The sequence below is a fragment of the Halomonas sp. McH1-25 genome (assembly GCF_022348165.1).
Lineage (GTDB): Bacteria > Pseudomonadota > Gammaproteobacteria > Pseudomonadales > Halomonadaceae > Modicisalibacter.
Genome location: NZ_JAKRFI010000001.1, coordinates 301,578 through 316,900, shown reverse-complemented (window position 1 = coordinate 316,900; position 15,323 = coordinate 301,578). Strand labels below are relative to the sequence as shown.

The 15,323-nt window shown below is 58.5% G+C and carries 11 protein-coding genes; 7 read left to right on the top strand and 4 right to left on the bottom strand.

Going from position 1 to position 15,323, the window contains the following annotated elements; genetic code table 11:
- Positions 1-110: 110 nt before the first annotated feature.
- Positions 111-1,685, bottom strand: coding sequence for an ABC transporter substrate-binding protein (locus tag MHM84_RS01580; protein WP_239261750.1), 1,575 nt, complete (start codon positions 1,683-1,685; stop codon positions 111-113).
- 347 nt (positions 1,686-2,032) lie between these two features.
- Complete coding sequence (gene can / locus MHM84_RS01575) at positions 2,033-2,686, bottom strand: carbonate dehydratase (protein ID WP_239261748.1); 654 nt, start codon at positions 2,684-2,686, stop codon at positions 2,033-2,035.
- Positions 2,687-2,822: 136 nt separating this feature from the next.
- Here can and gorA point away from each other — a divergent pair, with 136 nt between their 5' ends.
- From gorA to MHM84_RS01555, 4 genes are all read left to right on the top strand, one after another.
- Positions 2,823-4,184 (top strand): glutathione-disulfide reductase, encoded by a 1,362-nt coding sequence (gene gorA, locus MHM84_RS01570; RefSeq protein ID WP_239261746.1) that lies wholly within the window; start codon positions 2,823-2,825, stop codon positions 4,182-4,184.
- 208 nt (positions 4,185-4,392) lie between these two features.
- Positions 4,393-4,971 carry a diaminobutyrate acetyltransferase gene (gene ectA, locus MHM84_RS01565; protein WP_239261744.1) on the top strand — a complete coding sequence of 193 codons (579 nt, stop codon included), beginning with the start codon at positions 4,393-4,395 and terminating at the stop codon, positions 4,969-4,971.
- Positions 4,972-5,044: 73 nt separating this feature from the next.
- Positions 5,045-6,310: a diaminobutyrate--2-oxoglutarate transaminase gene (gene ectB / locus MHM84_RS01560; RefSeq protein ID WP_239261742.1), complete on the top strand. Its 1,266-nt coding sequence runs from the start codon at positions 5,045-5,047 to the stop codon at positions 6,308-6,310.
- 86 nt (positions 6,311-6,396) lie between these two features.
- The gene (locus MHM84_RS01555; protein ID WP_239261740.1) at positions 6,397-6,786 is read left to right on the top strand and encodes an ectoine synthase; all 390 of its coding nucleotides are present in this window, start codon (positions 6,397-6,399) and stop codon (positions 6,784-6,786) included.
- Between the two features lie 68 nt (positions 6,787-6,854).
- On the opposite strand, the gene MHM84_RS01550 is transcribed toward MHM84_RS01555, so the two are convergent.
- Positions 6,855-8,591 carry a bifunctional protein-serine/threonine kinase/phosphatase gene (locus MHM84_RS01550; protein ID WP_239261738.1) on the bottom strand — a complete coding sequence of 579 codons (1,737 nt, stop codon included), beginning with the start codon at positions 8,589-8,591 and terminating at the stop codon, positions 6,855-6,857.
- A 50-nt stretch (positions 8,592-8,641) separates the two neighbouring features.
- Entirely contained in the window at positions 8,642-9,469 is an 828-nt protein-coding gene (locus MHM84_RS01545; RefSeq protein WP_239261736.1) for a formate/nitrite transporter family protein, read from the bottom strand.
- A 637-nt stretch (positions 9,470-10,106) separates the two neighbouring features.
- Here MHM84_RS01545 and MHM84_RS01540 point away from each other — a divergent pair.
- The 3 genes from MHM84_RS01540 to MHM84_RS01530 all read left to right on the top strand — a co-directional run bounded on the left by MHM84_RS01540 (position 10,107) and on the right by MHM84_RS01530 (position 15,314).
- Positions 10,107-11,264, top strand: a complete 1,158-nt coding sequence (locus MHM84_RS01540) for an efflux RND transporter periplasmic adaptor subunit (protein ID WP_239261734.1) — start codon at positions 10,107-10,109, stop codon at positions 11,262-11,264.
- Positions 11,264-14,326, top strand: a complete 3,063-nt coding sequence (locus MHM84_RS01535; RefSeq protein ID WP_239261731.1) for an efflux RND transporter permease subunit — start codon at positions 11,264-11,266, stop codon at positions 14,324-14,326. Before MHM84_RS01540 ends, MHM84_RS01535 begins: the two co-directional genes overlap by 1 nt.
- A gap of 130 nt (positions 14,327-14,456) precedes the next feature.
- Complete coding sequence (locus MHM84_RS01530; RefSeq protein WP_239261729.1) at positions 14,457-15,314, top strand: RimK/LysX family protein; 858 nt, start codon at positions 14,457-14,459, stop codon at positions 15,312-15,314.
- Positions 15,315-15,323: the final 9 nt, after the last annotated feature.

Below are 15,323 nucleotides of genomic sequence, written 5' to 3'. Positions count from 1 at the left end.
GTCTTGAAACGAAAGGCGCCACGGCGGAACACAGGCCGCCGAGCGCTTTCCTGACGTTGAATGGAGGTAGGGCCGTCCACCGCCAACGGGGCGGACGGCAGTTGGGCAAGTTATTGCTGTTCGACGACCACGTCTCCCAGATACGGGAAGTTCATGACGTTGAGGACCGGCTCGATCTGCACGTCCTTCTGTGCCGCCCAGGCCAGGTCCTGCCAGTGCAGCGGGATGAAGGCGGCATCGTCGTAAAGCCCTTTCTCCACGGCTTGGAGCATCTTGGCGCGCTTGTCGCGATCGGTCTCGAGGTTGGCCTCGGCGACCATCTCGTCGAGCTCGGGGTTGCAGTAGTTGCCGCTGTTGTACTGACCGGCGCCGGTTTCGGGATCGGGGCATTCGGTCAGGTACTGGAAGAAGTTGGCCGAGTCCTCGGTGTCGGCATGCCAACCGATCATCATCATGTCGGCGGCGCGATCGTCGAACTCACCCCAATACTGAGCCTTGGGCAGCGTCTTCAGGTCGACCTTGACGTTGATCCGGGCCAGCATGGCGGCCACCGCCTGGGCGATCTGGGCATCGTTCACGTAGCGGTTGTTGGGAGCCATCATGGTGATGCTGAAGCCATCTTCGTAACCGGCTTCCTTCATCAGCTGCTTGGCCTTCTCGATATCGTAGCGCGGCGCGAGATCCGGGTTGTAGCCGGAGTAGCCTTCCGGCGAGAGCTGAGCAGCCGGGGTGGCAAAGCCCTTCATCAGGCGATCGGCGATTGCCTCCTGATTGATGGCGTAGGCGAAGGCTTGGCGTACCTTCGGGTCCTTGAACGCCTCGACGCGCTTCTGGTTCATCTGCATGGTAATGATGCGCGTGCCGGACATGGTGACCAGCTTGACGTCTTCGTCGTTGCGGACGCGCTCGAGATCGTTGGGTGGTACCGGGGCGATGAAGTCGACGTCACCGGAGAGCAGCGCGGCCACACGAGTTGCATTCTCGCTGATCGGGGTCAGCACGATGTGGTCGACATTGCCCGGCGAGTCGGTGTCCCAGTAGTCCTCGAAACGTTCGAACTCGACCTTCACTCCCTGCTGGCGTTGGGTAACCTTGAAAGGCCCCGTGCCGGAGATGTGGGTAGAGGCCCAAGAGTTGCCGTTCTTGACGATTTCGCTCTTGTCCTTGCCGCCATCGGCGGTACCGGAATAGAACTCGCTATCCATCGGGAAGACATACGTAGCGAGGTTCAGCAGCAGCGGATAGGGCTTCTTGGTCTTGAATTCGACCGTATGTTCATCGATGGCGGTGACGCTGGCCACCGGATCGAAGATGGCCTTGAAGTCGGGGCTGCGCTTGAGGCGTTCGACCGTCCACACCACGTCCTTGGCGGTAAACGGGTTGCCGCTGTGGAAAGTCACGTCATCGCGCAACGTCATGCGCATGGTGGTGTCATCGACCTGCTCCCAGTCGCTGGCCAGGCGTGGCTCGAACTCGAAGTCCTGGGTCCAGCGCACCAGCGGGTCGAACGTCAGATGAGACAGCTGCAGCATGCCGCCGGAGAGCTGTTCATGGATATCGAGCGACACCGGGTCGGCATCGTAGGCGACACGCAGGGTGATGTCATCGGTCTGGGCAGTGGCAGCCAGCGGCAGGCTCAGCGTGGCGCCAATCAAGGAGGCGAGCAGAGTTTTCTTGAACGTCATGTGTTAGCCCGAAGTGATTGTTGGTTTTATGACCCCTAAGGTCCCACTCCACCATAGAGAGAGTCGATAACCGGAACAATCGAAAAACCGAGTGACGTCATTCACCTAACGTATGGGCAGGCTGAAGCACAACAATGAAACGGCAACGCAATCGCCCCGGCACCATGCCGGGGCAGCGACGATAGCGTCGGTTAAATAAGAGGATTTAGGTGCTGTCTGGAAAGTCGACGAGCGACGGTAAGACAAGGCGAAAATCGGCGAAGGAGCGGAGTTTACGCGGTGTAAATGAGCATCTTGAGCCGATTTTTAACGCAGTATTGCCGCGCGCAGTACTTTTTGGACAGTGCCTAGTCCTTTTGCGGAACGGGGTCCAGGCGGTCGACACGATAAAGCTGAGGGACCTGATCCAGTCCTTCGATCGTGCAGTCGAGATCATTGACCCGCCCATCGCTCAGTCCGTAGACCCAGCCATGGATCGACAGAGGCTGACCGCGCAGCCAGGCACGCTGAATGATCTTGGTTTGCGCCAGTGTGGACACTTGGCTCTTGACGTTGAGCTCGCACATGCGGTCGACCTGATCGTCTAGCGGCAGGTCGCCCAGTTCCTGGCGATGGCGGCTGTACAGTTCGCGTACCGAGTGCAGCCAGTAGTCGACGATACCGCATTCGGTGCCGGTGATTGCCGCACGAACGCCACCACAGCCGTAATGACCGACGATCATGATGTGCTTGACCTTGAGCACGTCGACAGCGAACTGAACGACGGACAGGGCATTCATGTCGTTGTGGTGAAGAATATTGGCGACATTGCGATGCACGAACACTTCACCGGGCGGCAAATCGATGATCTGGTTTGCCGGTACACGGCTATCGGAGCAGCCGATCCAGAGATAGTCGGGGTTTTGCTGGCGTGAAAGACGGGCAAAGAAATCCGGATCGCGCTGATTGATGGACTCGGACCAGGCGCGGTTCTGTTCGAGCAGCTTTTCGATGTCGTTCACAGGGCAAACCTCACGATAGAGCGTTGTCGTGGGTGAACTTTTACCTTTCGCCGAAAGAGGGGTCAACTGCTCGCCCCTCCCGAAGGAGCGGTATGGCTGGTATCATCGCCGCAACCAAAGATAGGAGAGCAAACTAGTGGCTGAGTACGATTACGATCTTTTCGTCATCGGCGCCGGCTCTGGGGGCGTGCGTGCGGCGCGTACCGCAGCGGCAACCGGGGCCCGTGTCGCTGTCGCCGAGGATCGCTACCTGGGCGGTACCTGTGTCAATGTCGGTTGCGTTCCCAAAAAGCTCTATTCCTACGCGGCACATTTTCACGAAGCCTTCGAGGACAGTGCCGGCTTTGGCTGGACCTTGCCCGAAGCACCACGTTTCGATTGGGCCACGCTGCGTGATAACAAGATCGAGGAGATCAAGCGTCTCAACGGCATCTACGGCCGCCTGTTGGAAAATGCCAATGTCCGCTTGATCAATGGCCGTGCGCGTATTGTCGGCGAGCATGCCGTCGAGGTGAATGGCGAAACGATACAGGCCGAGAAAATTCTCGTGGCCGTTGGTGGCTGGCCCTGGGTTCCCGACTTCCCGGGCAATGAGCATGCACTGAACTCCAATCAGGTTTTCGATCTCGATACCTTTCCCAAGCGCTTCCTGGTGCTGGGGGGCGGCTATATCGCCGTCGAGTTCGCCAGCATCTTCAATGGGCTGGGCAGCGAGTCCCACCTGATCTATCGCGGCGAGCTGTTCCTGCGCGGGTTCGATCATGAAGTGCGCGAGTTCACCCGTGACGAGATGGCGAAGAAGGGCGTCAACCTCCACTTCGAGACGACGATCGAAAGCATCGAAAAGGTCGACGGTGGGCTCAAGGTCATGCTGACCAATGGCGAAACTCTGGAGGTCGATGCGGTACTCGCCGCCACCGGTCGTCGTCCGCATCTCGAGGGACTGGGGCTCGACCAGTTCGATATCGCCCTGAATCCCAACGGCACGCTGAAGGTCAACGATCGTTACGAGACTTCCGTACCTTCGATACTGGCGCTGGGCGATGTCACGGGCGGCCCCGAGTTGACACCGGTAGCGCTGGCCGAAGCCATGCATATGGTTCAGCAGCATTTCAGCGAAGTTCCGGCCCAGCCGTTGAACTACCAGAACATTGCCACAGCGGTCTTCTGTCACCCCAATATCGGCACTGTGGGGCTGAGTGAGGAAGAGGCGCGCGCCCAGTACGATGCGGTACGGATCTACACGGCGGATTTTCGACCGATGAAGCACACCCTGTCGGGAAGTGACGAGCGCTGCCTGATGAAATTGATCGTTGACGATGTCAGCGATCGGGTGCTGGGAGCCCACATGGTGGGCGAAGAGGCCGGCGAGATAATCCAGGGCATTGCGATTGCCGTGCGTGCAGGACTTACCAAGGCGGATTTCGACGCCACGGTCGGTATCCATCCCACCGGAGCGGAAGAGTTCGTGACCATGCGCACTCCCAGCCGCACCTGAGTCCACATGTCGTTAGAACGAGACCGCCTTTTGGCGGTCTCGTCGTTTGTGCGGCGAGCCTGGAAAAATTGCCTAAACTGAAGCGAAGGTGGGGCTTGCTTTCATAATGATTATTTATGCTAAAAATGTTTAACAATAAGCAGCCTTTTGATTTATAGCTAAGTGCCTGTTATAGTTCATCGCAAATTCGCAACGGCGAACGCTAACCATGAACACAACGACTAAAGCATTTACCCCATCGGCCGATCTGGCAAAGCCCAGTGTCGCGGATGCCGTGGTAGGGCATGCCCATACTCCGCTGTTCATTCGTAAGCCAACGACCGACGACGGTTGGGGGATATACGAGTTGGTGAAGTCCTGCCCACCGCTCGATGTCAATTCAGCCTATGCCTATTTGCTGCTGGCAACTCAGTTCCGCGACAGCTGTGCTGTCGCCACCAACGAAGAAGGGGAAATCGTCGGTTTCGTCTCCGGCTACCCCAAGCGCAATGCGCCGGATACCTATTTCCTATGGCAGGTTGCCGTGGGTGAAAAGGCTCGCGGCACCGGCCTGGCGAGACGCCTTGTCGAAGCGGTGATGCGTCGTCCGGAAATGGCCAACATCCGTCACCTCGAAACCACCATCACGCCCGACAACCATGCGTCTTGGGGGCTCTTCAAGCGACTTGCCGACCGCTGGCAGGCACCTCTCAACAGTCGGGAGTTCTTCTCCACCGATCAGCTCGGCGGTGAACACGATCCCGAGAACCTGGTGCGTATCGGTCCCTACGATCCGACGGGACTCTGAGGCGTACTGAACGACTGGATTTCGTTACCGGTTTTCTCTTCTTTTGCTTTTTTACCGACCAGGAGGTCGTTGCATGCTGACCCAGATTCTCGAACGTATGGAATCGGAAGTCCGTACCTATTCACGGTCATTCCCCGTCGTCTTTACCGAAGCCAAGGGCGCACGCCTGCATACCGAAGACGGTAAGGAATACATCGATTTTCTCGCCGGGGCCGGCACGCTGAATTACGGTCATAACAATCCAGTCATCAAGCAGGCGCTGCTGGATTACATCGCTTCGGACGGTATCGTTCATGGCCTGGATATGTGGACCAAGGCCAAGCGCGACTATTTCGAAACGCTTGAAGAAGTCATCCTCAAGCCACGTGGCCTGGACTACAAGGTGCATCTGACGGGGCCGACCGGCACCAACGCCGTGGAAGCGGCCATTCGTCTGGCGCGTGTCGTGACAGGACGCCATAACGTCGTCTCGTTCACCAATGGCTTCCATGGCGTCACCATGGGTGCCTTGGCGGTGACGGGCAACAGCAAGTTCCGCGAAGCGACGGGCGGCATTCCGCTGCAGGGCGCCAATTTCATGCCCTACGACGGTTATCTCGGCGAGAACATCGACACTCTCGATTATTTCGAGAAGCTGCTCAACGACAAGTCAGGTGGCATGGATCGTCCGGCTGCCGTCATCCTCGAGACCGTGCAGGGCGAGGGCGGCATCAATGTGGCCGGTGTCGAATGGCTGAAACGCCTGGAAAAAATCTGCAACGACAATGACATCCTGTTGATCGTCGACGACATTCAGGCTGGTTGTGGCCGTACCGGCAAGTTCTTCAGCTTCGAACATGCCGACATCAAGCCCGATATCGTGACCAACTCCAAGTCGCTGTCCGGCTTCGGCCTGCCATTCGCTCATGTCATGATGCGGCCCGAACTCGATAAGTGGAAGCCAGGCCAATACAACGGCACCTTCCGCGGCTTCAATCTGGCGTTGACCACTGCAGCAACCGCGTTGCGCGAATATTGGACCAACGACACACTGGCACGGGACGTCGAACGCAAGGGTCGCATCGTGGCCGATCGATTCCAGAAGATCGCGGCCTGGCTGACCGAGAAAGGGCACCCGGCCAGCGAACGCGGTCGCGGTCTGATGCGCGGCCTGGACGTCGGTAGCGGCGATATCGCCGACAAGATCACCTCCAAGGCCTTCAAGAACGGCCTCATCGTCGAAACCTGCGGCCACGACGGCCACGTGATCAAGTGCCTGTGTCCGCTGACGATCAGCGACGAGGATCTGCTTGAAGGGCTGGATATCCTCGAGGCCAGCGCCAAGGATGCCATGAGCTGAACATCGGCTACGCTAAGTAAATCAGCCGGCCCTGAAGGCCGGCTGATTGGTGTACGACACGTGTCACGCAAGTCAAGGATATCAATATGATCGTTCGTAATCTCGAAGAAGCGCGCAAAACGGATCGCTTAGTGGCGGCGACCAAGGGCACTTGGGACAGCACACGCCTGCTGCTGGCCGATGATGGTGGTGGTTTCTCGTTCCATATCACTCGCATCTTCGAAGGCACCGAGACGCATATCCACTACAAGCATCACTTCGAATCGGTGTATTGCATCGAAGGCGAGGGCGAAGTCGAGACGCTGGCCGATGGCAAGATCTGGCCGATCAAGCCGGGCGACATTTATATTCTCGACCAGCACGATGAACATATGCTGCGTGCTTCCAAGACCATGGTGCTCGCCTGCGTCTTTACTCCAGCGCTGACGGGTAAGGAAGATCATCGTCCCGACGGCTCCTACGCACCGGCCGAGTGACATCGGGCATTACCCGGCACAACGAAGCTGTGCTTGCACCCGCCGGGGTTCCCGGCGGGTGTTTTCGTTCAGGCGTCGTATAAACGCCATGCCAGGAAAGCGGCGAGTACGGTCAGGAGCAGCGAGAGGCCTTTCCAGAAAAGCACCGGGTTGCGCTCCATGAGAGGAGGGCGGTGCTTGCCGAGCAGGGCCTTGCTGGCATGGCGTAGTTCATGGATGAATTCGGAAAGTTCTCCATAACGCCGGTGGGGGTCGGGGTGCACGGCCTTTCTGAGCACATCGTCGATCCACACCGGTACCTCGCGATGACCGTCGAATATCGGGGCATAGTCGAGCTTGCGTTGTGCCGCCAGTGTGCGTGACTTGGCCACTTGTGTCCCATAAGGCAGCGTACCGGCCAGCATTTGGTAGGTGATCACGCCTAGCGAGAAGATATCCGAACGTGCCGTTCCCCGGGCACCCAGAAAATACTCGGGGGCCATGTACTGCAGCGTGCCTGGCGGATGGGTCGTTTGCTCTGTGCACACGCTTTCTTCGATACCCGCGACGTGAGCCGAGCCGAAGTCGATGATCTTCACAACCCCTGAAGTGTCGATCAGCACATTGTCGGGACGCAGATCCTGATGCAGCATTTCCAGCCGATGGAAGGCTTGCAGGCCCCTGGCTATCTGCTCGACGATGGAGCGCACCGTTTCCAGGTCGGGCTGCGGATTGTCGAACATCCATTGCCTGAGCGTACGGCCCTCGACATATTCGCTCACGGTATAGAGATAGCCACGTTGACGGGTGGGCGAGTGCAACTTGAGTACATGCGGATTATCGATGCGTCGTGCGATCCATTCTTCGAGCAGGAACCGTTCCAGGTGAGCCGAATCGCCATGCATCTCGATCGACGGCGTTTTCAACACGACGGGCGCCTCGCTGGCGTTTTCCTCGCTGGCCAAGTAGACGTGACTGCGGTGGCTGGCATGCAGCGTTCTCAGAATGCGATAGCCATCGAAGCGCATCCTGGGCTCGAGCACGGGAGGCAAGGGCAGTTCCAAGAGATGCTGGTAGAAAGACTGGCTGTCGTGGGGAGGCAGGTTGTCGACTCTAACGATCTGTGCCGTCAGGTTGTCGTGACTTCCCTGAGCATAGGCGTCTTCGGCCAGTTGCCTGGCAGCGTTATCCAAGTCGGTGTCGTGCTGGCTAAGCGTTTCACGCATTTGGCGTAGAGAGACATGCTCGTAGATGCCGTCGGTCAAAAACAGGAAAACGTCCCCGATTTCGACGGCCAGCGCCTGGTAGTCCATTTCCAGGTGGGGATGAATGCCCAAGGCCCGAGTGAGGTGGCTCTGGTGCTGAGAGACCCAAATGCGATGATCCTGGGTAAGTTGCTCCAGCGTGTCGTTGCGTAGCCGATAGACCCGCGCGTCACCGACATGAAAAAGATGCGCCGTCGCCGCTTTGAAGACCATGGCGCTCAAGGTGCAGACATAGCCACGGTTCTTGTCGTCCCGGTACTGGCTTTGCTGGGTCTGGGCATGCAGCCATGAATTGATCGCCGACAGGACGCGTTGCGCCGCGGTTTTGACGCTCCAGCCATCCGACGTGCAGTAATAGTCTGCGAGAAACCCAGCGATTGCCGCCTGGCTGGCAATGTGGCTGACATCGCTACTGCCGATACCATCGGCAATGGCTACCGCAATACCTTTGGTCGTCAGTTGGATATCGTGGGGAATACAGAGACCGTGGAAATCCTGATTGATTTCCTTGCGCCCCTTGTCGGTAAACTGTCCAACGGCGATGTCGAGATAGGTCGTCATGAATTCATGAAAAGCCCCGGTTCAAGACCGGGACTTCCTGGTGTGAGCCATTAGCCAAACGATTTGTTGGGTAGCGTCTTTTTGGGCGCAGTCTTTACATGAGTGGTGTAAAGGGTCAGGCCGGTCAGGGACAGTCCGCCGACCAGATTGCCAAGGGCCGTGGGAAGCTCGTTCCAGAACAGGTAGTCGCTGACCGAGAACCCGCCACCCATGATCATCGCCGAGGGGAACAGGAACATGTTGACCACGGAGTGTTCGAATCCCATATAGAAGAACAGCATGATCGGCATCCACATGGCAATGACCTTGCCGCTGACGGAGGTGGAGATCATCGCGCCGACGACGCCCATGGAAACCATCCAGTTGCACAAGATGCCGCGAATGAAGATCGTGGCCCAGCCGGCAACGCCGTAGTCGGCATATCCCAACGTTCGTGCTTCGCCAATGCTGGCGATCTTTTCTCCGATGACGCCAGGATCGGCATTGAAGCCATAGGTGAAGACGAAGGCCATCAGGAAGGCGACGGTCAGTGCACCCAGGAAGTTGCCGGCGAAGACCAGTCCCCAGTTCTTGAGCACACCTTCCATGGTGACGCCGGGCCGCCTGTCCAGAAGTGCAAGCGGCGTCAGCATGAACACGCCGGTCAGCAGGTCGAATCCCATCAGATAAAGCATGCAGAAACCGACCGGGAAAAGCACCGCGCCGAGTAGCGGCGAGCCGGTCTGCACGGTAACGGCCACGGCGAAGACGGCGGCCAGCGCCAGGATGGCACCGGCCATATAGGCACGAATCATCGTGTCGCGGGGAGCCATGAATATCTTGGATTCACCGGCATCGACCATCTTGGTGACGAATTCTGCTGGAGCTAGATACGACATGATTAGGTTCTCTTGTCAGTAGAGGAAGAAGTTGGCCCAAGCGAGATCGCTGGCCTAGCCAACGCGCCGATTTCCCAGCCAGGCGCTTTTGCAGCGATGCACGTAAACAAAACAAAAAGGCGCCAGAGCCGCTTGAGGGCGGCTCCAAGCGCCTTTGCTTGGTCATCGTTCTATTTCTTGTCTCGCGGTACCGGCATCATCCGGTAGTGTTTGCTAAAGCCTTAGTTGCCCCGAGTCGCCATTGACTCGGAACGACGTGTGCCGTTGGGCTGGCCCTGGTAATCAGAAGCAAACTGCATGCCATGAAGGCTTTGGAGGAATGAAGCGTCGTCCTTGGGTGCTGTACGATAGATGATGTGGCAATGGCGAAAGAAAGTGACCCAGAAACGTGCAATGGGTTCTTGCCGGGGACGGTGTTGGTGCATGAAAAGCCGAAGGTCGCCTGTAAAGGAGTGCCTAATCCCTGACTTCGCATAATATATATTATGTTAAATAGAGCTTATGTTTCGCTTTGTTGCAGCCGGCTCTGGTCATTCGCCTACGATACCCGCATCATAAGCAGCTTATCTAGTTCTTATCTCCCAGGCTCCTCATCTGCTCGGGACCATAACGAAAACCTTGGCTGGGACCTTCAGGCATGAAAACCGTTGTTCGCTTGATTGTGGTATTGATCCTGCTCGCTCTGGTATTGGGCGGTATTTTCGGTTGGAAATATCTGAAAATGCAGGAAATGGCTGCTCAACAATCGCAGCCTCAGCCGCCGGTCCCCGTCGATAGCGTACAACTTGTAGCGGAGAATTGGCGTCCCGAGTTGAAATCGGTGGGCTCGATGCGTGCCGTCAATGGCGTGGCCGTTTCCAACGAAGTGGCCGGCATGGTCAGTGAGATTGCCTTCGAATCCGGTCAGCGCGTCAGCCAGGGCGAGATCCTCGTCAAGCTCGACGATAGCGTCGATCAGGCCGCACTGGCCGCTCTCGAGGCCCAGGCCAGATTGACCAACGAGACATTCCGCCGTTACTCGGACCTGTTGCCACGCAACGCCATCTCGCAATCCCAGTACGACGAAGCCCAGGCCAACTATCAGGCGGCGCGTGCCGATGTTGCCCAACAGCGCGCCCAGATGGACAAGAAGACGATTCGCGCGCCGTTCGATGGCGTGGTTGGCCTGCGTCAGGTCGACTTCGGAGAATACATTGCCGTCGGAACGCCGATCGTCGATCTCAATATGCTGGATCCTATCTACGTGGATTACAGCGTTCCCGAGAAACAGCTCGGCAGCATCCAGGCGGGACGCAGTGTAGAAGTCAGGGTTGCCGCTTATCCTGACGAGGTTTTTCCCGGCGAGATCCAGGCCATAGCGCCGGCCATCGATGAAAGCAGCCGGACCCTGGAAGTTCGTGCCACGCTTGCCAATCCTGAACGTAAGCTGCGTCCCGGCATGTTTGCCGATGTGCGCACGCTGGCTTCCGAACCCGAACGAGTACTTACCCTGCCCCGCACTGCCCTCGCCTTCAATACCTATGGCGATTATGTCTTCCTGGTCACCGAGAATGATCAGGAGCAACTGGTAGCCAAGCGAACCCAGGTAACGACCGGACGCACTCGCGGCGATCAGATCGAAATCGTGGATGGATTGGAGGCTGGTGACCGTGTCGTGGCCGTCGGCCAGTTGCGTTTGCGTGACGGTCAGCCGGTCTCTCTCGTGAATGAAGAAGGTGCGGCAGCCGTTAACGATGATCAGGAGCCGGGCGACCAGCGTGAGCCGGAAACGGCTGGTGAGGAGGCGCAAGGCTGATGAAGTTCACCGATATCTTCGTTCGTCGGCCGGTCCTGGCGACGGTCGTCAGCCTGCTGATTCTGCTCATGGGCCTGCGTTCGGCCATGGATATGGAACTGCGCCAATATCCGGAATTGGAAAGCACCGTCATTACGGTAAGCACCTCCTATCCCGGCGCCAGTTCGGAGCTGGTTCAGGGCTTCGTTACGACGCCACTGCAGCAGGCGATTGCCGAGGCCAACGGCATCGACTTCATTACCTCGGAGAGTATCCAGGGCGCCTCGACCATCGAGGTTCACATGGAACTCAACTACGATGCCAATGCGGCACTTGCCGAGGTGCAGGCCAAGGTGGCCAGCCAGCGCAGCGTGCTGCCCGAAGCGGCGGAAAGTCCGGTCATCGAATCGAGCACTGGCGACTCGACTGCGCTGATGTATCTGGCCTTCTATTCCCAGCAGATGCCGGTCCCTCAGATCACCGATTACCTGGTCCGCGTCGTACAGCCCAAGCTGCAGGCCCTGCCCGGAGTGGCCAAGGCGCGAATCTTTGGCCAAAGTTTCGCGCTGCGGGTGTGGCTGGATCCGCAGCGTATGGCGGCGCTCAACGTTACGCCGCAACAGGTCATCGACGTTCTGCAGAACAACAATTATCAAGCCGGTGTTGGCAAGACGCGCAGTGAATTCGTGGCCATCAACCTCACTGCCAATACCGATATCAGCGATCCTGAACAGTTCGCCGACATGGTGGTACGCAACGATGACGGCAATCTCGTGCGGCTGCGCGATGTCGCCCGCATCGATCTAGGGGCCGAAAGCTATGACAGCATCGCCTGGTACAAGGGAACGCCGGCTAGCTTCATGGCCATCGAGCAAGCGCCGGGAGCGAATCCTCTGGACGTGGCGCGTGCCGTGCGCGAGGCCTTGCCGGAGATACGCAGCCAGCTTCCCACTGGCCTCAATGTCGTGTTGCCCTACGATGCCTCCGAATTCATCGAGGACTCCATCAACGAAGTGATCAAGACGCTACTCGAGGCCTTGGTCATTGTGCTGGTGGTGATCTTTTTGACCCTGGGGTCGTTTCGTGCCGCTTTGGTCCCGGCGGTTGCCGTCCCGTTGTCACTGATCGGCGGCGCCTTCGTCATGCTCATGCTGGGGTTCTCGCTGAACCTGTTGACCCTACTTTCCATGGTGCTGGCCATCGGTCTCGTCGTCGACGACGCCATTATCATCGTCGAGAACGTGCACCGGCATATCGAGGAAGGCGAAAGCCGTTTCGAAGCCGCGCTAAACGGTGCGCGTGAGATGGCGACGCCGATCATCGCCATGACCACGACGCTCGTGGCCGTCTATGCCCCGATCGGCTTCATGGGCGGTCTGGTGGGCTCGCTGTTCACCGAGTTTGCATTTACCTTGGCCGGGGCCGTTGTCGTGTCGGGTGTCATTGCCCTCACCCTGTCGCCCATGTTGTCGGGCAAGGTGCTCAAACCCCACGGCAATGCGACGCGCTTCGAGCGCCTGGTCGAGAGCAGTTTCAACCGCTTGGCCAACGGCTACCGCTCGGCCCTGTCGGGGATCCTGCAGACGGTGTCCGTGCCGGTCGTGTTCGCGGCGATCGTGCTGGCATCGATCTATTTCATGTTCGTGACCAGTCAGAACGAACTGGCGCCTACCGAGGATCAAGGCATCATGTTCTTCCAGGGTACCGCTCCGCAGACGGCAACCCTCGAGTATCTCAAGCGTTATTCCAACGACATCCAGGCGAACGTCGAGCAGGTCGAAGGCTACAACGAGACCTTCATGATTCTGGGCGGCATGAGTGCCGATACCGTCTTCGGCGGCTTCAAGATGCTGCCCTGGAGTCAGCGCGATATTTCTCAGATGACTGTTTTGCCTAACCTCCAGGCGGCTCTGTCCCAGGTGACAGGGTTGCAGACGGCGGCATTCCCGCGCCCTTCCCTGCCCGGTTCCAGCGGTGGCTTGCCCGTCCAGTTCGTGCTGGCGACCGGCAACAGCTTCGAGGAGTTGAACGCTGCTGCGGACGAACTGCTGGGCAAGGCCATGGCCAGTGGCAATTTCGCCTTCCTGCGCAAATCCATCGATCTGGATCGTCCGGTGACCGACATCCGTGTCGATCGCGATCGGGTCGCCGACCTGGGGCTGACCATGGCCGACGTGGGCCAGGCGCTGTCGACCATGCTGGGCGGAGGCTTCGTCAACCGTTTCAGCATGGATGGGCGTAGCTACAAGGTCATTCCGCAGGTCGATCAGCAATATCGCCTCGACGCCTCCATGATCGATAACTACTACATCGAGGCCGATTCCGGCGAGCAGGTGCCGCTGAGCAGCCTGGTCAGCTTCGAGCGTAATGTCGAACCGTCCAAGCGAACGCAGTTCCAGCAGCTCAACGCCTTGATTCTCGAAGGTGTGCCGCGCCCGGGCGTAGCGCTCGGCGATGCGCTGACCTGGCTCAACCAGGCTGCGGCCGAGACCCTGCCTGCCGGCTATTCGGTGGATTATCAGGGGGCCTCTCGTCAGCTCATGGATCAGGGCAGCGCCTTGGTACTGACCTTCTTCCTGTCGCTGATCGTCATCTATCTTGTGCTGGCTGCCCAGTTCGAAAGCTGGCGGGATCCGCTGATCATTCTGGTGTCGGTGCCCATGTCGGTGGCCGGTGCCATGGTGTTCATCACTCTCGGCATCTCTACGGTCAATATCTATACCCAGGTGGGCCTGATCACCCTGATCGGCGTCGTCGCCAAGAATGGTATCCTGATCGTGGAATTTGCCAACCTGCTGCAGCGTGAGCGCGGCCTCGACAGGCGCAATGCCGTGATCGAGGCCGCGGCCATCCGCCTGCGCCCGATAATCATGACGTCGGTCGCGCTGATCGTCGCCATGGTTCCGCTGTTGTTTGCAACAGGAGCCGGTGCAGTCAGCCGCTTCGATATCGGCTTGACCATTGCTGCCGGCCTGGGGATCGGTACTCTGTTGACGCTATTCGTACTGCCCGCGTTCTATATCCTGCTGGCACGCGATCACAATGCCACGCGAGACGTCGATGCGGTGAACTCTTCGGCTTGAGTGTGTCTAATGCGGGCGCGACGCGTCGCGCCCGCATGGACCATTGACCATCGATTCCTTTACTATCGCGTCCCTATGGCCTGTGTGGCCCGGATCTCTATCGCATCAATGGCTGTTACTAAGGAATGACATGATCATGCCGATTCGACGTGAGCTACTGGCGGTTTCTGCTGGCTTGTTGCTCCTGGGCGGCTGTGCCCTGCAACCCCAGCCCGACGAAGGCGACCGGCTCGACGAATTGTTGACCACGTCACGCTTCAACGACCGAATCGGTGAACTCGAAGCGACTCTGGCGACCTCTTGCCAAGTACAGGAGGCTTCTCGTCAAGGTCAGCAGGACCGACTCGAGCGTGTCGGTGCCGATGTGCGGGAAATCGGTGGACTGGTTAGAGCCCTGCGAGCCGATGTCGAGACGCTCGACAATGAGCCGGGCGTCGTCATGCCCGAATGCCCTAGCGATGACATCGCTGCGTTGGAGAATAAAACGTTGCTGGGCCGTACGGAGTGGGTCGGTTTTCCTAACGTAGGCACCTATCTCAAGGCACGTGTCGATTCTGGCGCCAACACCGCATCGCTATCGGCCCGCGAGATTACCGAATTCGAGCGCGAAGGCGAAGATTGGGTGCGCTTCAAGCTGGCTCTGGATGAAGACGCCGTTGCCATCGATGCCGTACGCGACAAGTGGATAGAGGCCGAGGTCGTGCGCCGGGTGAGAATCATCCAGGCTTCCGGTGAAGAGAGTCGGCCGGTGGTCAGCTTGCTGATGGAGCTGGGCCCGATCAAGCAAAATGTCGAGTTCACGCTCAATAACCGTACCCACCTGAATTATCCCGTCCTGCTCGGGCGACGATTCATGATGGATATCGCCCTGATAGACGTCGCTCAGGCCTATCTTCACGAACGTCCGGAATATCCGGGCGGGGAATCCGCCGAGATGGCGGCCGAGGATGAAGCCGGCGACCGCGTCGATGACGACGAAGACGAGTAAGGACCTTTC